Annotated in this window: 25 protein-coding genes and 1 pseudogene; 12 read left to right on the forward strand and 14 right to left on the reverse strand. The window is 73.4% G+C overall.

Going from position 1 to position 23,331, the window contains the following annotated elements; translation table 11 throughout:
* Nucleotides 1–159 precede the first annotated feature (159 nt).
* Nucleotides 160–1,182 (reverse strand): alpha/beta hydrolase, encoded by a 1,023-nt coding sequence (locus tag AC2YHB_RS22390; protein ID WP_487354640.1) that lies wholly within the window; start codon nucleotides 1,180–1,182, stop codon nucleotides 160–162.
* Nucleotides 1,183–1,227: 45 nt separating this feature from the next.
* Between AC2YHB_RS22390 and AC2YHB_RS22395 the strand changes: the two genes are divergently transcribed.
* Nucleotides 1,228–1,878, forward strand: a complete 651-nt coding sequence (locus AC2YHB_RS22395; RefSeq protein ID WP_036549312.1) for a TetR/AcrR family transcriptional regulator — start codon at nucleotides 1,228–1,230, stop codon at nucleotides 1,876–1,878.
* Between the two features lie 82 nt (nucleotides 1,879–1,960).
* The gene (locus AC2YHB_RS22400; protein ID WP_487354641.1) at nucleotides 1,961–3,079 is read left to right on the forward strand and encodes a hypothetical protein; all 1,119 of its coding nucleotides are present in this window, start codon (nucleotides 1,961–1,963) and stop codon (nucleotides 3,077–3,079) included.
* Nucleotides 3,080–3,100: 21 nt separating this feature from the next.
* Here the strand turns inward: AC2YHB_RS22400 and AC2YHB_RS22405 are convergent, their stop codons facing one another.
* Complete coding sequence (locus tag AC2YHB_RS22405; RefSeq protein ID WP_487354642.1) at nucleotides 3,101–3,655, reverse strand: RNA polymerase sigma factor; 555 nt, start codon at nucleotides 3,653–3,655, stop codon at nucleotides 3,101–3,103.
* 87 nt (nucleotides 3,656–3,742) lie between these two features.
* Between AC2YHB_RS22405 and AC2YHB_RS22410 the strand changes: the two genes are divergently transcribed.
* Nucleotides 3,743–5,428 (forward strand): serine/threonine-protein kinase, encoded by a 1,686-nt coding sequence (locus AC2YHB_RS22410; RefSeq protein ID WP_487354643.1) that lies wholly within the window; start codon nucleotides 3,743–3,745, stop codon nucleotides 5,426–5,428.
* On the opposite strand, the gene AC2YHB_RS22415 is transcribed toward AC2YHB_RS22410, so the two are convergent.
* Both AC2YHB_RS22415 and AC2YHB_RS22420 read right to left on the reverse strand, forming a co-directional pair.
* Complete coding sequence (locus tag AC2YHB_RS22415) at nucleotides 5,409–6,185, reverse strand: putative protein N(5)-glutamine methyltransferase (RefSeq protein ID WP_487354644.1); 777 nt, start codon at nucleotides 6,183–6,185, stop codon at nucleotides 5,409–5,411. The genes AC2YHB_RS22410 and AC2YHB_RS22415 overlap by 20 nt on opposite strands.
* Before the next feature lie 30 nt (nucleotides 6,186–6,215).
* Nucleotides 6,216–6,431 carry a PspC domain-containing protein gene (locus AC2YHB_RS22420; protein WP_036549301.1) on the reverse strand — a complete coding sequence of 72 codons (216 nt, stop codon included), beginning with the start codon at nucleotides 6,429–6,431 and terminating at the stop codon, nucleotides 6,216–6,218.
* A 117-nt stretch (nucleotides 6,432–6,548) separates the two neighbouring features.
* Between AC2YHB_RS22420 and AC2YHB_RS22425 the strand changes: the two genes are divergently transcribed.
* Together AC2YHB_RS22425 and AC2YHB_RS22430 are read left to right on the forward strand one after the other, a co-directional pair.
* Complete coding sequence (locus AC2YHB_RS22425; protein WP_207007348.1) at nucleotides 6,549–7,349, forward strand: glycerophosphodiester phosphodiesterase; 801 nt, start codon at nucleotides 6,549–6,551, stop codon at nucleotides 7,347–7,349.
* Nucleotides 7,350–7,359: 10 nt separating this feature from the next.
* Nucleotides 7,360–8,301, forward strand: coding sequence for a DUF5926 family protein (locus tag AC2YHB_RS22430; RefSeq protein WP_036549297.1), 942 nt, complete (start codon nucleotides 7,360–7,362; stop codon nucleotides 8,299–8,301).
* A 76-nt stretch (nucleotides 8,302–8,377) separates the two neighbouring features.
* On the opposite strand, the gene AC2YHB_RS22435 is transcribed toward AC2YHB_RS22430, so the two are convergent.
* The 5 genes and pseudogenes from AC2YHB_RS22435 to AC2YHB_RS22455 all read right to left on the reverse strand — a co-directional run bounded on the left by AC2YHB_RS22435 (nucleotide 8,378) and on the right by AC2YHB_RS22455 (nucleotide 12,134).
* A complete protein-coding gene (locus AC2YHB_RS22435) occupies nucleotides 8,378–9,115 on the reverse strand; it encodes an adenylate/guanylate cyclase domain-containing protein (protein WP_487354646.1) in 738 nt (245 codons plus the stop codon).
* Between the two features lie 174 nt (nucleotides 9,116–9,289).
* Nucleotides 9,290–9,469 (reverse strand): annotated as a pseudogene (locus tag AC2YHB_RS22440) (adenylate/guanylate cyclase domain-containing protein); the annotation flags it as partial.
* A gap of 7 nt (nucleotides 9,470–9,476) precedes the next feature.
* Entirely contained in the window at nucleotides 9,477–9,848 is a 372-nt protein-coding gene (locus AC2YHB_RS22445; protein ID WP_036549296.1) for a Crp/Fnr family transcriptional regulator, read from the reverse strand.
* A gap of 159 nt (nucleotides 9,849–10,007) precedes the next feature.
* On the reverse strand, nucleotides 10,008–11,255 hold the full coding sequence (locus tag AC2YHB_RS22450) for an arginine deiminase (protein ID WP_051932634.1): 1,248 nt from the start codon (nucleotides 11,253–11,255) through the stop codon (nucleotides 10,008–10,010).
* Between the two features lie 48 nt (nucleotides 11,256–11,303).
* Nucleotides 11,304–12,134: a prephenate dehydratase gene (locus AC2YHB_RS22455; protein WP_036549295.1), complete on the reverse strand. Its 831-nt coding sequence runs from the start codon at nucleotides 12,132–12,134 to the stop codon at nucleotides 11,304–11,306.
* 64 nt (nucleotides 12,135–12,198) lie between these two features.
* On the opposite strand from AC2YHB_RS22455, the gene AC2YHB_RS22460 reads away from it, so the two are divergent.
* A complete protein-coding gene (locus tag AC2YHB_RS22460) occupies nucleotides 12,199–12,600 on the forward strand; it encodes a DUF4446 family protein (RefSeq protein ID WP_051932632.1) in 402 nt (133 codons plus the stop codon).
* Between the two features lie 84 nt (nucleotides 12,601–12,684).
* Here AC2YHB_RS22460 and AC2YHB_RS22465 read toward each other — a convergent pair whose 3' ends face one another.
* Nucleotides 12,685–14,268: a bifunctional phosphatase PAP2/diacylglycerol kinase family protein gene (locus AC2YHB_RS22465; RefSeq protein WP_308645516.1), complete on the reverse strand. Its 1,584-nt coding sequence runs from the start codon at nucleotides 14,266–14,268 to the stop codon at nucleotides 12,685–12,687.
* A gap of 71 nt (nucleotides 14,269–14,339) precedes the next feature.
* On the opposite strand from AC2YHB_RS22465, the gene AC2YHB_RS22470 reads away from it, so the two are divergent.
* The 4 genes from AC2YHB_RS22470 to AC2YHB_RS22485 all read left to right on the forward strand — a co-directional run bounded on the left by AC2YHB_RS22470 (nucleotide 14,340) and on the right by AC2YHB_RS22485 (nucleotide 18,301).
* The gene (locus AC2YHB_RS22470; protein WP_179648385.1) at nucleotides 14,340–15,335 is read left to right on the forward strand and encodes an aldo/keto reductase; all 996 of its coding nucleotides are present in this window, start codon (nucleotides 14,340–14,342) and stop codon (nucleotides 15,333–15,335) included.
* 157 nt (nucleotides 15,336–15,492) lie between these two features.
* A complete protein-coding gene (gene serS, locus AC2YHB_RS22475; protein WP_036549289.1) occupies nucleotides 15,493–16,773 on the forward strand; it encodes a serine--tRNA ligase in 1,281 nt (426 codons plus the stop codon).
* The gene (locus AC2YHB_RS22480) at nucleotides 16,770–17,633 is read left to right on the forward strand and encodes an HAD family hydrolase (protein WP_036549287.1); all 864 of its coding nucleotides are present in this window, start codon (nucleotides 16,770–16,772) and stop codon (nucleotides 17,631–17,633) included. Before serS ends, AC2YHB_RS22480 begins: the two co-directional genes overlap by 4 nt.
* Nucleotides 17,630–18,301 (forward strand): hypothetical protein, encoded by a 672-nt coding sequence (locus AC2YHB_RS22485; RefSeq protein WP_179648384.1) that lies wholly within the window; start codon nucleotides 17,630–17,632, stop codon nucleotides 18,299–18,301. Before AC2YHB_RS22480 ends, AC2YHB_RS22485 begins: the two co-directional genes overlap by 4 nt.
* A 68-nt stretch (nucleotides 18,302–18,369) precedes the next feature.
* Here the strand turns inward: AC2YHB_RS22485 and AC2YHB_RS22490 are convergent, their stop codons facing one another.
* The 4 genes from AC2YHB_RS22490 to mobA form a co-directional block, all read right to left on the reverse strand.
* Nucleotides 18,370–18,966 carry a bacterial proteasome activator family protein gene (locus AC2YHB_RS22490; protein WP_036549281.1) on the reverse strand — a complete coding sequence of 199 codons (597 nt, stop codon included), beginning with the start codon at nucleotides 18,964–18,966 and terminating at the stop codon, nucleotides 18,370–18,372.
* Nucleotides 18,967–19,002: 36 nt separating this feature from the next.
* The gene (locus AC2YHB_RS22495; protein ID WP_179648382.1) at nucleotides 19,003–19,980 is read right to left on the reverse strand and encodes an NAD(P)H-quinone oxidoreductase; all 978 of its coding nucleotides are present in this window, start codon (nucleotides 19,978–19,980) and stop codon (nucleotides 19,003–19,005) included.
* Between the two features lie 199 nt (nucleotides 19,981–20,179).
* On the reverse strand, nucleotides 20,180–20,503 hold the full coding sequence (locus AC2YHB_RS22500; RefSeq protein ID WP_051932630.1) for a DUF6457 domain-containing protein: 324 nt from the start codon (nucleotides 20,501–20,503) through the stop codon (nucleotides 20,180–20,182).
* Nucleotides 20,504–20,552: 49 nt separating this feature from the next.
* Nucleotides 20,553–21,137 carry a molybdenum cofactor guanylyltransferase gene (mobA, locus tag AC2YHB_RS22505; RefSeq protein WP_308645515.1) on the reverse strand — a complete coding sequence of 195 codons (585 nt, stop codon included), beginning with the start codon at nucleotides 21,135–21,137 and terminating at the stop codon, nucleotides 20,553–20,555.
* Between the two features lie 51 nt (nucleotides 21,138–21,188).
* Here mobA and AC2YHB_RS22510 point away from each other — a divergent pair, with 51 nt between their 5' ends.
* Both AC2YHB_RS22510 and AC2YHB_RS22515 read left to right on the forward strand, forming a co-directional pair.
* Nucleotides 21,189–21,980, forward strand: a complete 792-nt coding sequence (locus tag AC2YHB_RS22510) for a carbon-nitrogen hydrolase family protein (RefSeq protein ID WP_487354645.1) — start codon at nucleotides 21,189–21,191, stop codon at nucleotides 21,978–21,980.
* An 11-nt stretch (nucleotides 21,981–21,991) separates the two neighbouring features.
* Entirely contained in the window at nucleotides 21,992–23,023 is a 1,032-nt protein-coding gene (locus AC2YHB_RS22515; RefSeq protein ID WP_179648380.1) for a hypothetical protein, read from the forward strand.
* Nucleotides 23,024–23,331: the final 308 nt, after the last annotated feature.

Raw genomic sequence — 23,331 nt, forward strand, 5'->3', positions numbered from 1 at the left:
TCGTGTCTCCCATTCCTCGGTGGATGGTCAGGTCGTCCGGTGCGTGCGATGGCAAGGCGCCGGCGCGAAGGCATGCTGGGCGCACGTCGAGCGTCGGCAACGCCGCCAGCGCGCGTGCTGGGCGGCCTGGGCGCCGCCGGGGAATGGGAGACACGGCCACTACGCCTCCTTGGCGGGGTGGACGAGGGTGAGGGCGGCCCGGCGGCGCTGGACCTCCAGCTGCTCGTCGATGAACCCGGCGGCCACGTCGAGCGCGCGGTCGGCCTCCGGGACGACCCGAGAGAGGGCCTGGAAGACGTGCATCTGGTCGGGCCAGACCTCGAGCCGGCAGCTGGCGCCGGCGGACTCGAGCCCGCGCGCCAGCTCGATCGCGTCGGCGGCGAGCATCTCCCGCGCCCCGGCCTGCACGAGCGTCGGCGGGAACCGGTCGGCGCCGTCGAAGGAGAAGCGCAGCCGCGGCGTGGCGGGCGAGTGGCCGGCGATGTAGAGGTCGAGCAGCCGGGCGGCCCGGGCCGCGGAGATCATCGGGTCGGGGCGCATCCGCTCCCGTGCGGCCGCCAGCGACATGGTGAGGTCGAGGACGGGCGAGAAGGCGACGAGGGCGGCGGGCGGCGTACGGCCCTCCCGGATCAGCTCGAGCGCCAGGTCGACGGCGAGGTGGCCGCCGGCGGAGTCGCCGGCGAGCACGATCCGCTCGGGCTCGTGGCCCTCCCCGATCAGCCAGTCGTACGCCGCGCGCACGTCGTCGGCCGCTGCCGGGAAGCGGTGGTTCGGCGCCAGCCGGTAGTCGCAGGCGAAGACCGGCAGCCCGGTCTTCGCGGACAGGCGCGTGGTGATGCCGCGGTGGGTGCGGGCCGAGCAGATCGTGTAGGCGCTGCCGTGGACGTAGAGGACGACGCTGTCCTCGCGCTCGGCGCCCGGCCCGCGCACCCACTCGCCGCGGGGCGTCGGCCCGCTGGTGACCGGCCGCGCGACCCGGACCACGCGGCTGCCGCACAGGGCGGGCCCGAAGAGGGCGAGGCTGCCGGCGACGAGGTGCCGGGAGAAGCGCACGCCGTGGCGGTTGGCGGGGATCAGGGTCGTCAGCGGCCGCAGCGTGCGGGAGGTCGCCTCGGCGGCGATCCGGCTGCGGACCGAGCCGCGGGCGACGCTGCCCGGTCGGCCCTGTTTCTGAAGGCGCATGCCGTCACATTGCATTCTGAGGGCACATGCCGTCAAGATGTTCGGGTGGAGGAAGTCCGGGCGGAGGCACCCGCACCCCGTCGCCGGTACGGCGGGAAGTCGGCCGAGCAGCGGCGCGCGGAGCGTCGTGAGGCGCTGGTCGCCGCCGCACTGGAGATCTGGCAGGAGAGCGGCTGGGCCGCCGTCACCATGCGCGGGGTCTGCGCCCGCGCGGCCCTGACCGACCGCTACTTCTACGAGAGCTTCGCCGACCGCGACGCCCTGCTCGCGACCATCTGGGACCAGATGCGCGACGAGACCCTCGCGATGATGCTCGCGGCGATCGCCCCCCACGCGGACGGTGACCCGCTCGACCAGCTGCACGCCGCCCTGCACGCGGTCGTCCACCACATCGGCGACGAGCCGCAGCGCGCCCAGATCGTCTTCGGCGACCACGCCGGCAGCGCGGTGCTCGAGCAGCGGCGCCGCGAGACCATCCAGCTCGCCGTGACCCTGATGATCGACCTCGCCCGTCCCTACCTGCGCGACGACATCGACGAGGTCGGCTTCCGCGTCGCCGTGCTCACCGGGATCGGCGGGTTCGTCGAGGTGATGCTGGCGTGGCGCTCCGGCCTGGTCGAGGCCGGCGCCGACGAGCTCGTCGAGCACCTCGCTGCCGTGGGCGCCGGGCTGGCCCCGCAGTTCCTGCGCGGCTGATCGGGGCGGGGACCAACGGGCCAGAACCAATGGGGGTCCGCCTGCGTCACACCGGGCAAGATCAACGTGGAAGGGTCCTGCCATGAACCGCACCGCCGTCGTGTCGCTCGCCGCCGCCGCCGTCCTCGGGACGACCGGCGGGATCACGCTCGCCGTGAGCACGGTCGGGTCCGGCGACGAGGACCCGCCGGCGGGCCGGTCCAGCGAGCCGGGGTCCACGCCGACCGACGACAGCCCGTCGGCGAAGGGATCGACCGACCTGGTCCCGCTCTACTACGCCGACGGCGCCATCCACGACGGCGCGAGGAATGCGGCGGTGCCGGCCCAGGTCGCCTCCGGCACGATCTCCTCCCTCGCCGAGGTCGACGGCGGCTGGCTCGTCGTCAACGTCGACTCCGACACGAGCGGGGACCCGATCTTCACCGGCACCTTCGTCCCCGAGAGCGGCGAGGCCTGGCGGATCGGGGAGTGGCGCGGCCACCCGGACATCAGTGCCGAGCGCGACCGGGTGGTCTTCGGCAACGGCGTCAGCTGGCGCGTCGCGACCTTCGCCGACCGGACCACCGAGCCGCTCGACGTGATCGACGGGCCGGGCGAGGAGCCGCCCTTCGTCGACGTCGTGAACAGCCTGCCGGGGGTCGCGATCGGCGCCGGCGGGCTGGTGACCGGCTGGACCGCCGGCGACTCCACCCGCCTCGTCGAGACCGAGCAGGACGGTTGGACCCACCAGGACTGGGGTCCGCGGGGCGTCGACGTACCGCTCACGTCGCCGGACGGGTCGCAGGCCGTCGCGGCCTACCGCAACGCGGACTACGCGCCGGAGACCCCGGTCGGCGACTGCCTCACCGGCGGACCGTCCGACGACGCCGGCTCGTGGTGGAAGGAGTGCGAGGTCGGACCGGCCTCGCTCGAGCCGTGGTCGCCGTCGGGGAAGCACCTGCTCCTGACCGGTACGACGGGGGACGGCCCGGGACCCTCGTGGGTGCGGGTCGTCGACCCGGCCACCGGCGAGAAGGAGAGCGAGTTCGACCCGACCGGCCTGCTCGCCGGCGCCACCTGGGCCGACGACACGACCGTCTTCACCCTGACCCTGGACGACCGGACCCTCGCCGCGACGATCAAGCGGTGCGACACGCGCGCGGAGAGGTGCGAGGACGTCAAGCGCGTGCCGGACACCGCCGTGCTCGGCACCCGCGGCTGACCGGCCCGGGGCCGGACGCCGTCAGTCGTGGACCCGCAGCAGCGGACGGATCGCCTGCCGGGCGTGGTGGATGCGCGACTTGATGGTGCCGAGCGGGGTGTCGAGCAGGCGCGCGATCTCGTTGTAGTCGAGCTCCTGCACGTCGCGCAGCACGAGCGGCTCGACGAGGTCGGGGTTGCTGGCGGCGAGCACCTCGAGCGCCTCGAGCAGGTCGAGCCTGCTGCCGGCGATCACGCTGGTGGTGCGGGGGTCGGCGTGCACGGGGAGGTCGTCGACGGCGTGCTCGGCCGAGCGCCGCTTGAGGGTGCGGTACGTCGACCGGGCGCTGTTGGACGCGACCGCGTGCAGCCAGGTGGTGAACCTGCTGCGACCGGCGAAGGTGCCGATCTTGGTGGCGACCAGCAGGAGGGCGTCCTGGGTGGCCTCCTCGGCGTCCTGCGGGTGGAGCAGCATCCGCCCGCAGATGCGGCGTACCCGCGGCTGGATGGCGGCGAGCAGGTCCTCCAGCGCGTCGCGGTCGCCGCCGGCGGCCCGCAAGGCCAGCTCGTCGAGCTCATCGGGGCCGAGCTGCTCCATGACCTGCCCTCCCGAGTGCCGGTGTCGCGTGCGCTGCCGGGGAGTCGCGAGCGTTTGCCCCGTCCCTCGTCAGGCACAATACGCACCGTGTCCCTGCCGGAGCGACTCGGGAGGCTCCGACGTGTCGACCGGATCGGAGCCGGTGGTTTCGCGACCGTCTGGCTCTACCACGACGACGAGCTGGACTCCCCGGTCGCGGTCAAGGCGCTTGCCGACAACTGGGCCCTGCGCCAGGACGTCTGCGACCGCTTCCTCGAGGAGGCGCGCATCCTGCGCCGCGCCGACTCCGACCACGTCGTCCGGGTCTACGACATCGGCGAGGTCGACGGGACGCCGTACTTCGTCATGTCCTACGCCGACCGCGGCACCGTCGCCGACCTCGTCGAGCCGGGCGTGCCGCTCGCGTCCGGCCGGGTCGTCGACCTGCTCGCGCAGGCGGGCGACGGCGTCGCCGTCCTGCACCGCCACGGCGTGATCCACCGCGACATCAAGCCGCAGAACCTCCTCCTCCGCTCCACGCCGGACGGCGGCGAGCGGGTCCTGGTCGCCGACCTCGGCGTGGCGAAGGCGATGCTGCACGCGAGCGGGCTGACCCAGGTGGTCGGCACCCCGTCGTACATGGCCCCGGAGCAGGCGGACGGGATCGGCCTCGACCTGCGCGCCGACGTGCACGCCCTCGGCGCGGTCGGCTACCAGCTCCTCACCGGACGACTGGTCCGCGAGGGCGGGCTCGGCGCGCTGGTGCGCCCGGAGCTGCCGCCGGCGCCGTCGACGGTCGCCGACGTGGCGCCCGCCTTCGACTCCGTGGTGCTGCGCGCCCTGGCCCTCGACCCCGAGGACCGGTGGCCGGACGTGCCGTCGTTCGTGGCGGGCCTGCGGTGGGCCGAGCGGACCGCGGTGCAGCGCGATGCCCTCACCGGTACGGCGGAGCGCCGGCTCGCGCCCCCGCAGGTGATCGCCACCGAGCTCGCCTCGCCGCCACCGCACACCCCGGCACCGACGCGCGTCCCCGTCGAGCCCGCCTCCACCCCGGGCGACGGCGCGCCGGCCCGCCGTCGTCGCGGCGTACTGCCGCTGGTGCTGGCCTTCCTGCTGGTCCTCGCCGTCACCTTCGGCGCCGCCTACGGCGTCACCCGGCTGATCGGGGAGGACGACCCGGCGAACGGGCCCTCGGGAGGGGCCAGCGAGTCGCCCACGGGCGGCGCGACCGGGGAGCCGACCGACAGCGAGTCGCCGCTCGGGGAGCCGGCCGAGGACATCGACTTCCCGACGCTGCGGGTGCCGGCCGGCCAGAAGTACGACACGCACGTGGTCCGCTCGGGTGGCCACGCATGGACCTATCCGGTGCCGGTCGGCTGGGTCGCCTACCGAGTCGGCGCCGACAACGAGGACGCCGGCCTCCTGCCCGAGGCCCAGATCGACCGCGTCGGCCAGGTCCGTTGGCGGCCCGCCGACGAGCCCCTCGTCGGCGGCTACAGCGTCCGGCTGCGCGTGCTCGCCACCCCGGCCCGGGTCTCCGAGATGGTCGACACCAAGGTGAGCCAGCTCGAGAAGCTGCAGGACCCGGACGTCTACCAGCAGACCTCGGACACGATCTACTTCACCTACCGCGACGGCAACAACCGGGTGCGCTACAACTTCTTCCGCTGGCTGCCGAACGCCGCGGGCGAGGCGTCGCTGGAGATCTCGGTGTCCGGACGGACGGTCGACAAGAAGGGCCTCGCCATCCTGCTCGACGCGGTGTCCGACGGCGCTACCGCCGGGTCCCGCTGACGACCGTCGCGTCCCGCTCCTCGTCGTGGTCGACCCGGGCGAGCAGCCCGCTGTCCGTGAGTACGACGACAGCGGCATCGACCTGCGAGAACGCGACCTCGGAGTGCATCGATCCCCCGGGGCGCAGCCACTCCGGCGCCAGCGCCGCGACCCGGCGGAGCACGTCGAGCCCGTCGGTGCCCCCGTCGACCGTGCTGCGCGGCTCGTGGTCGCGCGACTCCGGCGGCATCGCGCCGACCGCGGCGCTCGGCACGTAGGGGACGTTCGCCAGCAGCGCGTCGACCCGGCCGCGCAGGTCCATCGGGAGCGGTGAGGCCAGGTCACCGAGGTGCACGGTGCCGCCGACCTGTGCCAGGTTGCGGGCGGCGCAGGCCACCGCGGCCGGGTGGTCGTCGGTCGCGTGCAGGGTGGCGCCGGGGCGCCGGTGCGCGAGCGCGAGGCCGAGGGCCCCGCTGCCACAGCACAGGTCGACCACGACGCCCGGCCGCTCGCCGGCCGGCGCGGTGAGGGTGGCGTCGGCGACCTCGACCAGCCACGTCGTGCGCTGGCGCGGCACGAACACCCCGGGGTCGACCGCCACCCGCAGGCCGTCGAAGGCGACCCAGCCGAGCACCAGCTCGAGCGGCTCGCCGCCGACCCGGCGTCGTACCAGCTCCTCGAGGGCGGCGGCGTCGGGCGCCGCCTCGACGAGGAGCGCGGCCTCCTCCTCGGCGAAGACACAGCCGGCGGCACGGAGACGGGCGACGAGGTCAGGCATCCCCGCCAGCCTAGGAGACCGTCGGGAGGATCAGGCCTGCGGCATCAGGATCCAGCCGGCGACGTACAGGACGATGCCGGCGCCGAAGCCGAAGATCACGGCGGCGACCAGCAGGAGGCGGACCAGGGTGGCGTCGATGCCGAGGTGGTCGGCGATGCCGCCGCACACGCCGGCGACCATCTTGTCGTGGCTGCGGCGGGTCAGGCGGCGGCCGCGGGTGGGGGAGTAGCTGTCGTAGTTGCTCATGCCCCAACGGTGCCCGGTTCGCGCTCCTGGGACATCGGGGATCGACCCCGGTTCGACCCGGATCCCGACCCTGAGGGTCGTGCCCGCGGAACCCCTACGGCCTGTCATGATGCAGCCATGCGGCCACAGGTCGTCGCCCACCGGGGCGCGAGTCACGAGATCGCCGAGCACACCCTGAACGCCTACCTGGAGGCGATGGGCACCGGTGCGGGAGGCCTGGAGTGCGACGTGCGGCTGACCGCCGACGGGCACCTCGTCTGCGTGCACGACCGCGACCTGCGGCGTACGGCGGCCACCAGGGGCCTGGTCTCCACCATGGACCTCGCCGAGCTCAACGAGCTCGACTTCGCGTCGTGGAAGAACCCGTGGGCCGACCTCGACGACGAGGCCGAGGCGGCCGACGAGGACGACGGTCGCGGGGTGCTCACCCTGCGCAAGCTGCTCGAGACCGTCGCCGACTACGACCGGCGCATCGAGGTGGCGATCGAGACCAAGCACCCGACCCGCTACGGCGGGCTCGTCGAGAAGCGGCTCGTCGACATGCTGCGCGACTTCGGCTGGGACCAGGCCGGTGCGCCGGTGCGGATCATGAGCTTCTCCTACACCGCCCTGCAGCGCGTCGAGCGGCTGGCGCCGGAGATCCAGCTGGTGCAGCTCTTCGACAAGCCGAACCACTGGCCGGTGCTGAAGCGGATGATCGGGCGCGACTGGATCGTCGGCCCCGGGATCAAGATGCTGCGCCAGCACCCGAAGATCCGCGAGAGCCTCGGCCGCAACTCCCGTGACGTCCATGTGTGGACGGTCAACAAGGAGAAGGACCTCGACCTCTGCCTCGACCTCGGGGTGACGGCCGTCATCAGCGACAAGCCGAGGTTCATGCTGGACCTGCTCGACACCCGCTTCGGCGCGTCCGAATAGTCTTCGCCGCATGGCGAAGAAGAACCGCACCAAGACGTCCGCGACCGCGACCGCTCCCGGCGAGGTCGGTCCGCGGCAGCCCTGCCCGTGCGGCTCCGGCAAGCGCTACAAGGCGTGCCACGGTGCCCCCGGTGGCGGCGACGTCTTCGTCAAGCGCCCCTTCGAGGGCCTCGCCTCCGAGACCGACATCGTCGCGATGCGCGAGCTGGTTCCCGCCGCGACTGCGCTGCTCCCGCTCAAGGGTGAGTACGCCGACCGCGTGGTCAAGCTCTGCACCCTCCTCCCGATGGCGGCGCCCGCGATGGTCCGCGACAGCGGCGAGGTGTGGCTCGGCCTGCAGGTCCAGCACGCGTTCGGCGACCCCTCGCGCGACCTCGGCGCCGTCCTCGTCGACGCCCTCGCCGCCGACCCGGGCGCCGGGATGATCGGCCTCACCAGCGCCCCCGCGGCCGACGCGCCCCGCCTGCAGGACCTCGTCGCCGACGGCCCGCTGAGCGTGGAGGTGCACGAGGGCTTCGACTACTGGGTGGCCGACATGGAGGCCAGCTCCGAGCTCGCCCAGGCCCTCGAGCAGGCCGAGGGCGCTGCGGCCCCGACAGCCCGGCTGACCCAGGTGACGGCGGCGTACTGGACCCGGATGGGCGCGAAGGAGCACCTGCGCTGGGTGATGCCCGAGCCCGAGGACGCGCTGCTCGACGCCCTCGCCCGCCTCCACGTGTCCGGCGACGACGTGATCGTCCCCGACGCCCGCTTCGTCGGGATGTTCCGCGCGCACGGCCTGCTCGCGCCGGTCTGGGACCTCGCCGTCGGCACCGGCCCCGAGGCCCTCGAGGACGCCGCGGCCGCGTTCAAGGAGAAGCTCGACGCCGCCCTCGCCGACACCTCCGAGCTGACCACCGAGCAGCGCTCGGCCCGCAACGGGCTCGCGAACCGTCAGGTCACCATCCGCTGAGGTGGGGGCAGGAATCCCCGGCTGACGTGGGATTCCTGCGCTTGACGACGGTTGCACGCGTCATCAGGCGCGAGTTTCACCGCCCAGGCGGGGATTCCTGCAGCACCCATACCTTCAGCCGCGAGTACCCCTTCACCGACACCCGCCGCAACCGCCGGAACCGGTACGACGACCCGCCGGCCTCGTCCTCGCCGTGCTCGCCCGCCCGGTCGCCCGCCCGGTCGCCAGCGTGGTCGTCGGGGTGCTCCTCGTCGTGCGCGACGGTGCGCCCGGACAGCGCCTCGTAGGCGCCCAGGTCGACGAGCACGGTGCTCGGCCGGGCGACCGACGTGAGCCGGGCGGCGATGTTGACGACGGGGCCGAAGACGTCGCCCAGCCGGGTCACCACCTCGCCGTACGCGACCCCGGCCCGGACCGCGGGGAACGGGTCGTCGGGGTCGGCGCCGCGGGCGGTGAGCGCGAGCGCGATGTCGGCCATCGCCTCGGGGGAGTCGGCCACGATGAGGAGCTCGTCGCCGATGTTCTTGATGATCCGGCCGCCGCGGTCGACGGTGAGCTGCAGGACGGCGGTCTCGAAGGACTCCAGCCAGGCGACCAGCTCGCGGTCGGTGAGCGTGCGGGAGCGGGAGGTGTAGCCGACGATGTCGACGAAGCAGACCGCCAGCGTCGCGGACGCTCCGGACGTGGACTCGGCCATCAGCCGGGCGCCGGCGCTGAGGAGGTGGCGGCGCCAGACGTAGGACTGGAGCTGCTCGACGCGCGGCATCACCTCGTCGGAGACGGCGAGCAGGCCCTCGGTCGGGTCGGCGCCCATCTCGCGGGCGACGTCGGCGAGCAGCGCGACCTGCCAGTCGGCGAGGCGGGCGAAGCTGCGGCCCCAGGTGCGGACCAGGCCCTCCTGGCGCTCCGCGCTGAGCACGCCGAGCCGGACCAGGTCGCTGGCGAGCTGGAGGGCGCGCACGTCCGCGTCGGTGAAGGCGACGGCGTCGTCGGGCACGTGGGCGAAGCCGAGCAGGTGCCACAGCTCGTTGGCGGTGGCGAGCGGGACGCCGGCGGCGGCGGCGACCTGCTCCTGGGTCAGGTGCGGGGCCTGGCCGAGGAGGTGCTCCTCGAGTGCGCCGACGACCCCGCCGTCACGGGCGGCGGGGTCGTCGATCTGGCTCACGCGTGAGGGCTCAGGCGTCGCCGAAGCGCGACTGCGCGACGTCGACCAGCGCCTGGTGGAAGGCCGGCCACTCGGCGTCGAGCTCGCGCAGGATCTCGTCGGTCAGGTGGATCGTGTCGAGCGGGGTCAGCGCGACGATCGTCGCGGTGCGCAGCTTCTGGCCGACGATCGCGGCCTCGCCGACGATGTCGCCCGGGCCGAGCTGGGCGATCTCGACGCCGTCGCGGCGGACCGACACGGTTCCGGAGAGCAGGATGTAGGCCTTGTCGGCCGGGGTGTCCTCCCAGATCGGCGACCAGCCCTCGGGGAGCTTCACCCGCCGTCCGGTCGCGCTGATCCGCGCGATCTCCTGGGGGCTGAAGTGCTCGAAGAACGTTGCCATGCTGACCCTTTCGCTGTGCCTGCCCGGTTCGTCGTGGCCCGGTTGTCGTCGCCTGGTGTCGCCGGGACGCTCCCCATGCCTGTGCCGACCTTAGTCGCCACGGCACGTCAGCGGGAGCGCCTGCGTGACAACCGTTACAACGTGTCCGGATTAGTCGGGTTATCCCGGGATCGGATCCCTCGACACGGGGCAGCTCATGCACCGCGGACCGCCTCGTCCCGAGCCGAGCTCGGACCCCGCGATCCGGATGACCTCGATGCCCTCCTCCTCGAGGCGCGCGTTGGTGCCCTCGTTGCGCTCGTAGGCGACCGCGAGCCGCGGCGCCAGCGCCAGGGTGTTGTTGCCGTCGTCCCACTGCTCGCGCTCGGCGGTGACCGGGTCGAGGCCGGTGTCGATGCGGTGGAGGGTGTCGATCTGCATCGCCTTGGCCGCCGCCACCAGGAACGGCTCGGGAGCGGCGACCTCCAGCTCGGGCGAGCCCGGCTCGCGCGGGGTCACCGCGTACGCCGTCAGGGTGTCCGCGATGTTGGGGTACATCACCACCTTGTCGACGTCGACCATCGTGCACACGGTGTCGAGGTGCATGGTCGCGCGCTCCTGCGCGATGGGTACGGCGAGCACGGTGGTCGCGAGGCCACCCGCGAACACCTGCCGGGCGAGTCGTTCGGCCCCGGCCGGCGTCGTACGCTCCCCGACGCCGACGGCGATCACGCCCGGAGCGAGCAGGAGGACGTCGCCGCCCTCGACGTGCTCGAGGTGGTGGCCGTGGATCCGGCCGGTCCCGGCGAAGCGCGGGTGGAAGTGGTAGATCAGCTCGGTCAGCTGGGTCTCGCGGCGCCGCGCCGGCATGGCCAGCGAGGTGATCGCCACCCGGTCGCGCAGCCAGACCGAGGAGTCGCGGGTGAAGAGCAGGTTGGGCAGCGGCGCGACGAGGAAGCGCTCTTCGGCGAGCAGCGAGGTCACCAGCGTGCCGGTCGCGATGCCCGAGCGGACCTCGTCGTTGCGGACGCCCGCGGTGAGCAGGTAGGTCAGCTCCTCCGGCGAGGCGTCGCCGAACATCGAGCGCAGGTAGGCGCGGACCGGGTCGCCGAGGTCGCGCCCGCTCATCCCGGTCAGCGTGGTGTCGGTGACGGCGGCGCGCGCGGCCGGCTGGGCGAGGGTCTCGGTCAGCAGCTCGGTCAGGTACAGCACCTCGACGTCGCGGGCCCGCAGGGCCTCCGCGAACGCGTCGTGCTCCTCCTGGGCCCGCGCGACCCACGGGATGCCGTCGAAGAGGAGCCGGTCGTTGTTGCGCGGCGTCAGCCGCTGCAGCTCGGGACCGGGCCGGTGCAGCAGGACCGAGCGCAGCCGGCCCACCTCGCTGTCGGCACCGGACGGGGGCGTGCTCGTCGGGGATGGGGCCACCATGACGACACCCTAGTGTCGTCGGCGTCGTACGACGGGCGGCTCGGCCGGTCAGCCGCGGAACGGGTCGGCGGGGTAGACCCCGAGCACCTTGATGTCGGTCGTGAAGAAGGTGAGCTCCTCGAGCGCCCGCTTGAGCCCCGGGTCGTCGGGGTGGCCGTCGACCTCGGCGAGGAACTGGGTCGCGGCGAACTGGCCGCCGACCATGTAGCTCTCGAGCTTGGTCATGTTGATGCCGTTGGTCGCGAAGCCGCCGAGCGCCTTGTAGAGCGCGGCCGGCAGGTTGCGCACGTTGAAGACGAAGCTGGTGACGACGGGGCCGTTGCCCTGCGGGGCCTGGACGTACTCCGGGGACAGCAGGACGAAGCGGGTCGTGTTGTGGTCCTCGTCCTCGACGTCCTCGCGCAGGATCTCCAGGCCGTAGATCTCGGCGGCCAGCGGCGGGGCGATCGCGGCCTGGGTCAGGTCGGCGGCCTCGGCGACCTCGCGGGCGGCGCCGGCGGTGTCACCGGAGATGAGCGGGGTCAGCCCGAGCTCGCGGATCACCTTGCGGCACTGGCCGAGCGCGTGGACGTGGCTGTGCACGGTGCGGATCGTGTCGACGCTCGCGCCCGGGTTGACCATGAGGTGGAACTGGATGCGCAGGAAGTGCTCGGCGATGATGTGCAGCCCGGACTCGGGCAGGAAGTGGTGGATGTCGGCCACCCGGCCCGCGATCGAGTTGTCGATCGGGATGAGGGCGAGGTCGCAGTCGCCGCTCGCGACCGCCGCGAAGACGTCCTCGAAGGAGGCGCAGGGGACCGCCTCGGCGTCCGGGTAGTGCTGCTTGCACACGATGTGCGAGTTGGCGCCGGGTTCCCCCTGGTACGCGATGCGGGCCATGCCCCGATCGTAGTGGCGGCGCGTGTGCCTGATCGCGGCGTCTCGGCCGACTACGGTCGGCCCCATGGCCGTCGTCCTCGCGATCCTCGCCCTCGTGCTCGCCGCCGTGGCCCTCGTGGTCGCGCTCCGCAACGGTGCCGCCGGCCGGTCCGCGGCCCCCGGGGACGACCTGCCGGCCGACGCCGCCGGGCTGCGCCGCGAGGTCGCCGCGCTGCGCGCCGAGGCCGTCGGGGCGCTGCGCCACCTCGCGGTGGTCCGCTACGACGCCTTCGACGAGATGGGCGGGCGGTTGTCGTGGTCGCTCGCGCTCCTCGACGACGCCGGCGACGGCGTCGTACTGACGTCGATCCGGGGGCGCAACGAGGCCCGCACCTACGCCAAGTCCGTCGCCGCCTGGAGCAGCGACCAGGAGCTGTCGCCGGAGGAGAACGAGGCGGTCGCGCACGCCCGCATGGCCCGCAGCTGACCTGCCGCGCGGGGGCTGCGGTTCACCTACCGAATTTGTCGTGCCCGGGCCGTTCCGGCGACGAATTCGGTAGGTGAACCGCGCCTACAGGGTCCGCGGGACGCGCACCAGCACCCGGCCGTGGATGCACTCCATGCTCAGCTCGGTGCCGGCGCCGATGGTGTCGCCGTCCAGCTGGCGTGGCACCTCGCCCGCCGCCCGTACGACGACCTTCCGGCCGGTCATCCGCGCCACCGAGTCGCCCGCGTTGTGCTCGCGCCGGGTGAGGACGCGCAGCACGAGCGGGATCCAGCTGAGGAAGCGCCGCGGGTAGAGCAGCACCACGTCGAGCAGGCCGTCGTCGATGGCCGCGTCGGGGAGCAGGACCATGCCGCCCTGCAGGCTCCCGACGTTGCCGATGACGCAGGTGCGGGCGCGGTGCTTGGTGAAGGGCATGTCGTCGATGGAGATCTCGAGCTTCATCGCCGGGAACATCAGGCCCTTGAGCGCGGACAGGACGTAGGCCAGCCAGCCGACCTTCTTCTTCAGGTCCTCGTTGACGCCCTCCATGATCGCGGCGTCGAAGCCCATGCCGGCCATCACCATGAAGTGGCTGGGCTCGAGGCCGTCGCCCTCGACGGCGACCATGTCGATCGCCCGGTCCTGGCCGGTGAGCGCGATGTCGATGGCCGCGCGGATGAACAGCGGGATCTCGAGGTTGCGGGCCAGCAGGTTGCCCGTGCCAGCCGGTACGACGCCCACCGGGATCCCGGTCCCGGCGAGCTCGGCGCACACCTCGCGCACCGTGCCGTCGCCGCCGCAGACGATGACCAGGTCGGCACCCTCGACCGAGGCCTGCTCGGCCTGGCCGGTGCCGGAGTCCTCGACGGTGGTGAGGTACCAGCGCGGCGCGTTCCAGCCGGCCTCGAGCGCCATCTGGGTCACCAGCGCCTGGAACTGCTCGACCGACTCGACCTTGATCGGGTTCAGCACGACCGCGAGGTTGCGGGCGGACGGGAACGGCTCGGGCAGCGGCTCGGCCTTCAGCGCGTGGCTGCGGGGGAGCGGGCTGTAGAGCGCGACGCCGAGCAGGAGCACGCCGACGCCCAGCAGCGTGCCGCCGACGACGTCGCTCGGGTAGTGCCGGCCCAGCAGGATCCGGTCGGCGGCGACCAGCACGTAGGCCAGTACCGCGACGGAGCTGATCAGGCGGCGGATGCCGGCCCGTCGTACCAGCATCACGGCGAGCAGGATCACCAGGCCGGCGAAGGCGGCCGCCGACGACGTGTGGCCGGACGGGAAGGCGTTGGAGTGCAGGAAGTACTCCGGGTCCTGCCAGACCGGGCGGCCGCGGCCGACGAGCACCTTGGTGCCGTAGGTGGCCAGCGCGGTGGCGGCCATCACGACGGCGATGAGGATGCCGGCCCGGCGGTGGCCCTTGACGAACATCACGACCGCGAAGACCGCCGTGGCGGCCGTCATCGGCCAGGTGCTGAAGGCGACCTCGATCGCGCGCAGCGCGTGCTCGAGCCACGACCGGTCGGCGGCCCAGCCGCGCGCGTCGGCGCCCTCGCCGTCGATCTCCATCAACCACGACCAGTCGGCGGCGACGGCGGCAGCCACCGCTGCGAAGAGCGCGAAGAGGACCAGCGAGGCCAGGAGCGGGGTCTGGCGGGGACGGTCGAGCACTCACGGAGGATAGGCCAACGGTCCGCACCCACAAGACTTCCGTCGAACGTGGGCTCGCTAACGTCGGAGGCGTGACCGACTCGTCGTACACCCCCTCGCTCCGTCGCCTCGGCCGCTCCGGCCTCGTCGTCTCCGCCGTCGGCCTCGGCTGCAACAACCTCGGCCGGCCGGGCGCGGCGACCGAGTCGCAGCGCGGGTCGGACCGGGTCGTGCGTGCCGCGATCGACGCCGGGATCACCTTCTTCGACGTCGCGGACACCTACGGCGCCACGCCGGGGCTCGCCGAGGAGCGGCTCGGCAAGGCCCTCGGCTCCCGCCGGTCCGACGTGGTCGTGGCGACCAAGTTCGGGATGGACGCCGGCGGCGCGAACGGACCCGACTTCGGCGCCCGCGGCTCGCGCCGCTACGTCCGCAACGCCGTCGAGGCGTCGCTGCGCCGGCTCGGCACCGACTGGATCGACCTCTACCAGTTCCACACGCCCGACCCGCGGACGCCGATCGACGAGACCCTGTCGGCGCTCGACGACCTCGTGCGCGAGGGCAAGGTCCGCTACATCGGCCACTCCAACCGGTCCGGCTGGCAGATCGCGCAGGCCGAGTACGTCGCCCGCGAGCTCGGCGTCGAGCGGTTCGTCTCGGCGCAGAACAACTACAACCTCACCGACCGCCGGGCCGAGCTCGAGGTGCTCCCGGCATCGGCGGAGTTCGGGATCGGCGTGCTGCCCTACTTCCCCCTCGCCAACGGCCTGCTCACCGGCAAGTACGCCTCGGGCAAGGCGCCGGAGGGCTCGCGGCTCGCGCGGACCCGCCAGCACCTGCTCGAGGACGCCGTCTCGCCGACCCTCCAGGCCTACTCCGCCTTCGCCCGTGAGCGGGGCGTCTCCGAGGTCACCGTGGCGATCGGCTGGCTGCTCGCGCAGACCCCGGTCGCGTCCGTGATCGCGGGGGCGACGTCGGTGGAGCAGGTGGCGGCGAACGCGGCTGCCGACCAGTGGGTGCCGACCGAGGAGGACCTCGCCGAGCTGGACGGCTTGTTCCCGGCGCCGGAGCGCATCGCGCTGTTCTGAGGTGCAGGAATCCCCGGCTAGGCGGGGATTCCTGCGGTTGGTGACGGTTGCATCCGTCATCAACCGCAAGTTTCCCCGCTCAGCCGGGGATTCCTGCACCGCCACTGCCCCGAATCCCGCGCGCGCCCGCTCGCCCCCGGCCGATAGCCTGAGCGGCATGATCGACCCGCGCATCCTCCGTGACGAGCCCGACCGCGTCCGCGCCTCGCAGGCCAAGCGCGGGGCGTCCCCCGACGTGGTCGACCGCGCGCTCGAGGCGGCGGCCGCCCGTCGTACCGCCATCGCGGAGTTCGAGGAGAAGCGCGCCGCGCAGAAGGCCTTCGGCAAGCAGGTCGCCCAGGCCAAGGGCGAGGAGAAGCAGGCGCTGCTCGAGCAGGTCAAGGCGCTCGCCGCGGAGGTCAAGGAGCTGGAGGCCGCGCAGGCCGCGGCCGACGAGGCGTGGACCAACGCGCTCAAGGCGATCCCCAATGTCGTCGCCGACGAGACCCCGAGCGGCGGGGAGGACGACTTCGTGGTGCTCGAGGAGGTCGGTACGCCGCGCGACTTCGCGGCCGAGGGCTTCGAGCCGCGCGACCACGTCGAGCTCGGCCGGATGCTCGGCGCGATCGACCTCGAGCGTGGCGCCAAGGTCAGCGGCAGCCGCTTCTACTTCCTCACCGGTGTCGGCGCGCAGCTCGAGCTGGCGCTGGTCAACCTCGCGATGGAGCAGGCCCGCAACGCCGGCTTCACCCAGGTGATCGCGCCGTCGCTGGTGCGGGCCGAGGCGATGGAGGGCACCGGCTACCTCGACCAGGGCGGTGGCGAGGACATCTACCGCATCGAGGGCGAGGACATGTACCTCGTCGGCACCTCGGAGGTGCCGATGGCGGCCTACCACTCGAAGGAGATCCTCGACGGCGCCAGCCTGCCCCGGCGCTACGCCAGCTTCAGCCCCTGCTTCCGCAAGGAGGCCGGCTCGCACGGCAAGGACACCAAGGGGATCATCCGGGTCCACTGGTTCGACAAGGTCGAGATGTTCATCTACGCCACGCTCGAGGACGCGCCCGCCGAGCACGAGCGGCTCCTCGCGTGGGAGAAGGAGTTCCTCGACAAGCTCGAGCTCGCCTACCGCGTCGTCGACATCGCGGCGGGCGACCTGGGCGCGAGCGCGATCCGCAAGTTCGACTGCGAGGCGTGGATCCCGACGCAGGGCAAGTACCGCGAGCTCACCTCGACCTCCAACTGCACCGACTTCCAGACCCGTCGCCTCGACACCCGTGGCCGGTTCGGTGACAGGACCGGCCCGATCGCCACCCTCAACGGCACGCTGACCGCCATCACCCGCGCGATCGTCGCGGTGCTGGAGACGCACCAGCAGGCCGACGGGTCGGTGCGGGTGCCGAAGGCGCTGCAGCCGTACATGGGCGGCCTCGAGGTGCTCGAGCCGGTGGCGCGATGACGTCTCCCGGCCAGCCCGGCTGGCGCCCGCGCCTGGTCGCCCTCGACATCGACGGCACCCTCCTGCGCTGGGTCGCCGGTCTCGGGATGAGCCACGAGGAGGTCACCCCGGCTGTCCACGACGCCGTCCAGCGGGTGCTCGACAGCGGGGCGCACGTGGTCCTCTCGTCGGGACGTGCTCCGCACAACATGACCGTCGTCGCCGACATGCTCGACCTGCACGGCCACGGTGAGCGGATCTGGATCGTCGCGGCCAACGGCGCGGTCGTGCTGCGCTACCCGCCGGCGGAGGTCGTGCACGAGGTGACCTTCGACGCGGCGCCGGCCGTGGCCGCCGTACTCGAGAAGCATCCGGAGGCGCTCGTCGCCGTCGAGGAGCGCGGTGTCGGCTACCGCGTCTCCGCGCCCTTCCCCGACGGCGAGCTCGGTGGCGAGTCCATCGTCGCCGCGGTCGAGGAGATGGTCGCCGAGCCGGTCAGCCGCGTGATCATCCGCGACCCGAAGGCGACCGCCGAGGACTTCGTGAAGCTCGCCTCCGGCCTGGGCCTGCACGGCACCGACTACGTCGTCGGCTGGACCGCGTGGCTGGACCTCGCCCCGGTCGGGGTCTCCAAGGCCTCCGGACTGGAGTACGTCGCCCAGCAGCTCGGCATCGACCGGGCGGACGTGCTGTCGATCGGCGACGGCCGCAACGACATCGAGATGCTGCAGTGGTCCGGGCGCGGTGTCGCCATGGGCCAGTCGGTCGACGAGGTGAAGGAGGCGGCCGACGACGTCACCGCGAGCGTCGACGACGACGGCGCCGCCGTCGAGCTCGGTCGCTGGTTCCCGGCCGCCGGATCTGGTGGGATGGACGCGTGACCCCCCGTCGGCTGCTCCTGGCTGCGCCTGCTGCCCTGGCGGCGGCCGCTGCCGGCCTGCTGCTTCCGCTCGGCGGTCCCGCGTCGGCTGCGCCTGCCGCCGCCGGCCCGATCCCGCCCGGCTGCGGCGCGCTGGACGTGACCGACACCCAGGCGGTGGCGGCCAACGCGGAGGGTGCCTCCGACGTCTTCGTCGGCCGCGTGGTCCGGCTCGACCGCGTGCGGGTCCACCCCGGTGCCACGTCCGGGACGACCACGAGCCCCGCGACCCGGGACCTGCTGTACGACGTGCTGGTCGACGTCCCGGTCACCGGCGACCTGGCGGCCGATCGGCGCGTCGACGTCGTGCTCGTCGGGGTGGAGGGCGGCGAGGAGCCGCTGCGCCGGTCCCGCCGCTACCTGTTCTTCGCCACCGACGAGGGCTCCGTGCTGCGCGCCGACGGTTGCGACGGCTACGCCTCCGGCACCTCGCTCGACGCAGCCACCCTGGAGGAGATCCGCACGGCGCTCACCGCCGAGCCGGAGACCCCGGACGCCGTCCTCTCCAAGCCGGAGGGCACCGACGGTCCGCCCGACCTCGGCCGCGTGGTCGCGCCGGGCGCGGCGGTCAGCCTGATCGGCATCCTCGGCCTCGTACTGATCTCCCGGGTCGGCCGCCACCGCGGCTGAAGCCCGGACCCGGGCCGGGCCCGGTCGGCCGGCGGCGCTGCCGCCGGCTCAGGGGAGGGGTTCCGCCCTCAGAGGTACATGCCCCCGGAGCGGGGCTCGTCCTTGTGCTCCGGCTGCCCCCCGGGCGCACCGGGCGCCGGCTGGTCGGCCGCCTGACCGCCCAGGGACATGCCGGGCGGCAGCGCCCGGCGGATCTGCTCGAACTGCGCCCGCGCCGCCATCTGCTGGGCGTAGATCGCGGTCTGGATGCCGTGGAAGAGCCCCTCGAGCCAGCCGACGAGCTGGGCCTGGGCGATGCGGAGCTCGGCCTCGGACGGCGTGGCGTCCTCGGAGAAGGGCAGCGAGAGCCGCTCCAGCTCCTCGACCAGCTCGGGGGCGAGGCCCTGCTCGAGCTCGGCGATCGACGACCGGTGGATCGCGGCGAGGCGGGCGCGGCTGGCCTCGTCGAGCGGGGCCGCCTTCACCTCCTCGAGGAGCTGGCGGATCATGCTGCCGATGCGCATCACCTTGGCCGGCTGCTCGACCAGGTCGGTCAGCGCGCGCTCGCCGTCGTCATCGTGGTCGTCGTCGACCTCGCCCTGCTCGACCGCCGACGCCGGCACCGTGCCGATCGGCTGTCCGTCCGGTCCCACCACCACGATCTGCTCGTCGCCGCTCTCGGTCATGCCTCCAACCTAACGAACCCGTGGATCTGCAGCCGATCAGGGCGTCAGCAGCACCTTGCCGACGTTGTCGCCGCCCTCGATGAGGCGGTGCGCCTCGGCGACGTCGTCGAGCGGGAGCACGGCGGACACGACCGGCTCGATCGACCCGTCGGCCACCAGCGGCCACACGTGCTCGACGACCGACGCGCAGATCCGCGCCTTGCCCTCGGTGGGCCGCGCGCGCAGCGTGGTGGCGATGACCGCGCCGCGCTTGGAGAGCAGCTGGCCGATGTTGAGCTCGGCCTTCGAGCCACCCTGCATGCCGATGATCACGAGCCGGCCCTCGGTGGCCAGCACGTCGACGTTGCGGCCGAGGTACTTTGCGCCCATGTTGTCGAGCACGACGTCGGCGCCGTGCCCGTCGGTCGCCTCGCGGACGACCTCGACGAAGTCCTGGTCGCGGTAGCTGATCGCCACCTCCGCGCCGAGCTCACGGCAGCGGGCCAGCTTGTCCTCGCTGCCGGCGGTGGTGAACACCCGCGCACCGAGGCGGGAGGCGAGCTGGATGGCGAAGGTGCCGATGCCGCCGGCGCCGCCGTGCACGAGGAACACCTCGTCGGGTCGCAGCGCGGCGACCATGAAGACGTTGGACCACACCGTGCAGGCGACCTCGGGCAGCGCCGCCGCGGTGACCAGGTCGACGCCGTCGGGGACCGGCATCACCTGTCCCTCCGGTACGACGACGAGGCTGGCGTAGCCGCCACCCGCGAGCAGCGCGCAGACCTGGTCGCCGACGGCCCAGGCGGTGACGCCCTCACCGACCGCGGCGACCGTGCCGCTGCACTCGAGCCCGATCACGTCCGACGCCCCGGGCGGGGGCGGGTAGAAGCCCTGCCGTTGTAGCAGGTCGGCGCGGTTGACCGCGGTCGCGGCGACCTCGATCAGCACCTCGCCGGGACCCGGCACGGGGTCCGGCAGCTCGGTGACGACGAGGGTCTCGGGTCCTCCGGGGCTGGACTGGGTGACGGCGCGCATGGCGCCAGTCTTGCAGGACGGGCAGTACCACGCTGTCCACCCGACTACCCGACAGTCGACGGCACGATTCGGCGCCGGAATCGGCGTGTCGTCGCCGTCAAGCGGCGCCTTGTCGGGCGTACAGCGTGTTACTGGACCCGCAGCCGACCACCGGACCATCAGACCAGCGGCCGGCAGCGTCGCGGAAGGCGCGCTCTGCCTAGACCAGGGAGTCCTCGTCCGAGTAGTCGGCGTCGGCCAGCTCCTCGAACTCCACGTCCTCGTCCTCCTCGGAGGCCGCACCGGCTGGTCGGTCCCAGGACTCCGCCAGCGCCTGTGCCTTCGCGGCGAGGCGCTCGACCCCGTCCGGGTCGGCCCCCTGCTCCCCGGCCGCGATGCCCAGCAGGAACGCGGTCACCACACCGGCGGCCGGATGGACGTTGTCACGGGTGATCCCGGAGAGGTCGACGAGCAGGCCCTCGTCGGCCTCGGCCTCGATGTCGAGGACGTCGCACAACTCGTCGATCCAGTCGTGGAGGTTCACCCGTCCAGAGTGATCCAGAGGCCGCCGTCTGACAAGGGTCCCGGGCGTGTCAGCGGTCCTCGGCCTCGGACGCCAGGTCGCGCAGGTCGCTCCACGTGTCCACGTCGCGCGCCTCCGACCCGACGGAGGCGACGTCGACCAGGTCGAGCGGGTCCAGCAGCGCGCGGATGGCGAGCCCGTGCTGTGCCTCCCGGTCCGGGCGTACGGCGTCGAGCCGCTCCGTCTCCACGACGAACGCCAGCTGCCGCCGGCCGTCCCGGGTCAGCACCGCGCCCTCGTGGCCGACCGCCGCCTCGTGGAGCCGCCGGAAGGTCGAGGAGGTCAGGTGGGGCATGTCGACGGCGAGCACCGCGATCGTCGGGAACCGGCGCAGCAGGGAGTCGCGGCCGGTCAGCAGGCCGGCGGCAGGACCACCGAAGCGCGGGTCCTCGAGCACGAAGGTGACCGGACGCTCGGTCGGGACCTGCTGTCCGACCACCACGACCTCGCCGGCGTCGACCACGGCGTCGATGGCCCGCTCGAGCAGCGACCGGCCGCCGAGCTCGATCGTGGCCTTGTCGGCGCCACCGAGGCGCGAGGCCTGGCCGCCCGCGAGGATCACGGCGGCGAATCCGGACAGTCCCAGCTCGATCACCCGTCCAGTCTCGCAAGCACCCACCTGACGGTAGCGACCTACCCTTGCACCGTGACCGTCCCCACGCTCCGCCTCACCCTGGTCCAGGCCGCCTCGGCCCTCGAGCCGGAGGCCAACCGGGCGGCGCTGGCCGAGCTCGCCGCCGCCCACGCGGCCGGCAGCGACCTGGTCGTGCTGCCCGAGGCCTTCGCCCGCGACTTCGGCGAGGCCGGCTCCGACGTGAGCCCGTTCGCGGAGCCCCTCGACGGGCCGTTCGCCACGGCCGTCGCCGCGGCGGCTGCGGCGGGGGAGACGGCGGTGCTGGCGGGCATGTTCGAGCAGGGCCCCGCGCCGGAGCGGCCGTACAACACCCTCGTGCTGCGGGGGAGCGCCGAGGCGTCGTACCGGAAGGTGCATCTCTACGACTCCTTCGGCTACCGCGAGTCCGACCGCCTCACGGCGGGTCCGGTGGAGCCGGTCGTCGTGGAGGTCGCGGGCTGGCAGGTCGGCCTGATGACCTGCTACGACCTGCGCTTCCCCGAGCTCGCCCGGGCGCTGGTCGACCGCGGCGCCGAGGTCATCGTCGTGCCGGCGGCCTGGGTCGCCGGGCCGCGCAAGGTCCACCACTGGCGCACCCTGCTGACCGCGCGTGCCATCGAGAACACCGTGTACGTCGCCGCGGTCGGCCAGCCCGCGCCCCGCTACTGCGGCCACTCGATGGTCGTCGACCCGTTCGGCGAGGTCGTGGCCGAGGCCGGCCCGGGCGCGCCGGACGCCCCCGAGGTGATCCGTGCCACGGCCGAGCGCTCCGTGCTCGACGAGGCCCGCCGCGTCAACCCGTCACTTCTCAACCGTCGTCTGTAATCTGGCTCCTCGTGTCCCGTGCCGCCTCCCGTACCCCTGCCCGGGTGCCGCTCGAGCAGCGGATCGGTGAGTTCGGCGCCTCGCGGGTCCCGCTCGTCGCCTGGTGGGTCCTGGGCGTCGTCGGCACCGCCGCCCTCGTGGCGGCGATGGTGCCGGTCGGTCCGTCGTGGTTCGGCACGGTCGGCTCGCTGGTCATCGCGACGACCTTCTCCGCCGCCCTCGCCGCCCGCACGGGTGGCCGGCCGTTCGTCTTCGGGGCGCTCGCCCTCACCGTCGGCCTGGTCGCGGTCCTGAGCGACCAGGACATCCTCCTGACCGGTGCCGCCGTCAGCACCTCCGCCGTCGCGGCCGTCCTGGGGGTCATGTTCACCGTCCCCGCCTCCGGCTTCCTCGCCTCCGCGCGGGAGTGCGTCATCGCCCTCATCGTCGCCGGTGTCGGGGCGATGGCCACCGTCGGCTTCGAGCCCGCGATCCAGAAGGAGCGCTTCGAGTACGTCGGCCTGGGGCTCGCCCTCCTCGGCGCGATCGTCCTCGTCTACCGCCTCGGGGCCGGCCTCCACGGCCTCGGCCGGCGCGGCATGGTCGTGGTCGCCATCGGCGGGGCGATCCTCGCCGCCACGCTTCTCTACGCCGAGCTGTTGCGCCACTACGGCTCCACCGGCCTCGTCGACGAGCTGCTCTCCTGGGTGCGCTGGAGCCGCGACCACCTGGGCGCGTTCCCGCGTCCGATCGAGACCGTCCTCGGCGTACCCGCCCTCGCCTACGGCGTCCACATGCGCGCCCGCCGCCGCCAGGGCTGGTGGGTCTGCGCCTTCGGCGTCGCCGCCACCTCGCCCACCGCGACCGCCCTGGCCAACCCCGCCGTCTCGGTCAGCGAGGCGGCCCTGTCCGTGGTCTACGGGCTGGTCGTCGGCCTCCTCCTCGGCTGGGTCCTGATCCGCCTCGACCTGGCCCTCACCGGCAACCGGGGGCGGCGCAGCCGCGGCGCCGAGCAGGCCGCCGCCGTACGCCCCGAGCCGGGACGCTTCGCCCCGTTGCTCTGACGGCGGTCGGGTGGTTGCTCGGTCGGGTGGCTGCTCGGTCGGCGCCGGGTGATGTAACACGCTGTTCGCCCCACTGGGCGGCGCTTTTCGGCGTCGACACGCCGATCGCGGGCCGGATTCGTGCCGAGAACCGCTGGGTAGTCGGGCGGACAGCGTGTTACATCCCGACGCCGACGCCCCCTCGGCAGAGGCTTGCTCCGCGGCGCCTCGGCAGCCGCCGCGCCCGGCCCTCGCCCCCTCGGCAGAGGCTTGCTCCGCGGCGCCTCGGCAGCCGCCGCGCCCGGCCCTCGCCCCCTCGGCAGAGGGGC

It is taken from the genome of Nocardioides sp. SRI_004 (assembly GCF_057586415.1).

Bases quoted from the DNA above. Each gene is read 5' to 3' on its own strand.
- AC2YHB_RS22390 (WP_487354640.1), bottom strand. From the start codon at position 1,182: ATGCGCCTTCAGAAACAGGGCCGACCGGGCAGCGTCGCCCGCGGCTCG.
- AC2YHB_RS22400 (WP_487354641.1), top strand. From the start codon at position 1,961: ATGAACCGCACCGCCGTCGTGTCGCTCGCCGCCGCCGCCGTCCTCGGG.
- AC2YHB_RS22405 (WP_487354642.1), bottom strand. From the start codon at position 3,655: ATGGAGCAGCTCGGCCCCGATGAGCTCGACGAGCTGGCCTTGCGGGCC.
- AC2YHB_RS22415 (WP_487354644.1), bottom strand. From the start codon at position 6,185: ATGCCTGACCTCGTCGCCCGTCTCCGTGCCGCCGGCTGTGTCTTCGCC.
- AC2YHB_RS22420 (WP_036549301.1), bottom strand. From the start codon at position 6,431: ATGAGCAACTACGACAGCTACTCCCCCACCCGCGGCCGCCGCCTGACC.
- AC2YHB_RS22425 (WP_207007348.1), top strand. From the start codon at position 6,549: ATGCGGCCACAGGTCGTCGCCCACCGGGGCGCGAGTCACGAGATCGCC.
- AC2YHB_RS22430 (WP_036549297.1), top strand. From the start codon at position 7,360: ATGGCGAAGAAGAACCGCACCAAGACGTCCGCGACCGCGACCGCTCCC.
- AC2YHB_RS22435 (WP_487354646.1), bottom strand. From the start codon at position 9,115: ATGGGCGCCGACCCGACCGAGGGCCTGCTCGCCGTCTCCGACGAGGTG.
- AC2YHB_RS22445 (WP_036549296.1), bottom strand. From the start codon at position 9,848: ATGGCAACGTTCTTCGAGCACTTCAGCCCCCAGGAGATCGCGCGGATC.
- AC2YHB_RS22450 (WP_051932634.1), bottom strand. From the start codon at position 11,255: ATGGTGGCCCCATCCCCGACGAGCACGCCCCCGTCCGGTGCCGACAGC.
- AC2YHB_RS22455 (WP_036549295.1), bottom strand. From the start codon at position 12,134: ATGGCCCGCATCGCGTACCAGGGGGAACCCGGCGCCAACTCGCACATC.
- AC2YHB_RS22460 (WP_051932632.1), top strand. From the start codon at position 12,199: ATGGCCGTCGTCCTCGCGATCCTCGCCCTCGTGCTCGCCGCCGTGGCC.
- serS (WP_036549289.1), top strand. From the start codon at position 15,493: ATGATCGACCCGCGCATCCTCCGTGACGAGCCCGACCGCGTCCGCGCC.
- AC2YHB_RS22480 (WP_036549287.1), top strand. From the start codon at position 16,770: ATGACGTCTCCCGGCCAGCCCGGCTGGCGCCCGCGCCTGGTCGCCCTC.
- AC2YHB_RS22490 (WP_036549281.1), bottom strand. From the start codon at position 18,966: ATGACCGAGAGCGGCGACGAGCAGATCGTGGTGGTGGGACCGGACGGA.
- AC2YHB_RS22495 (WP_179648382.1), bottom strand. From the start codon at position 19,980: ATGCGCGCCGTCACCCAGTCCAGCCCCGGAGGACCCGAGACCCTCGTC.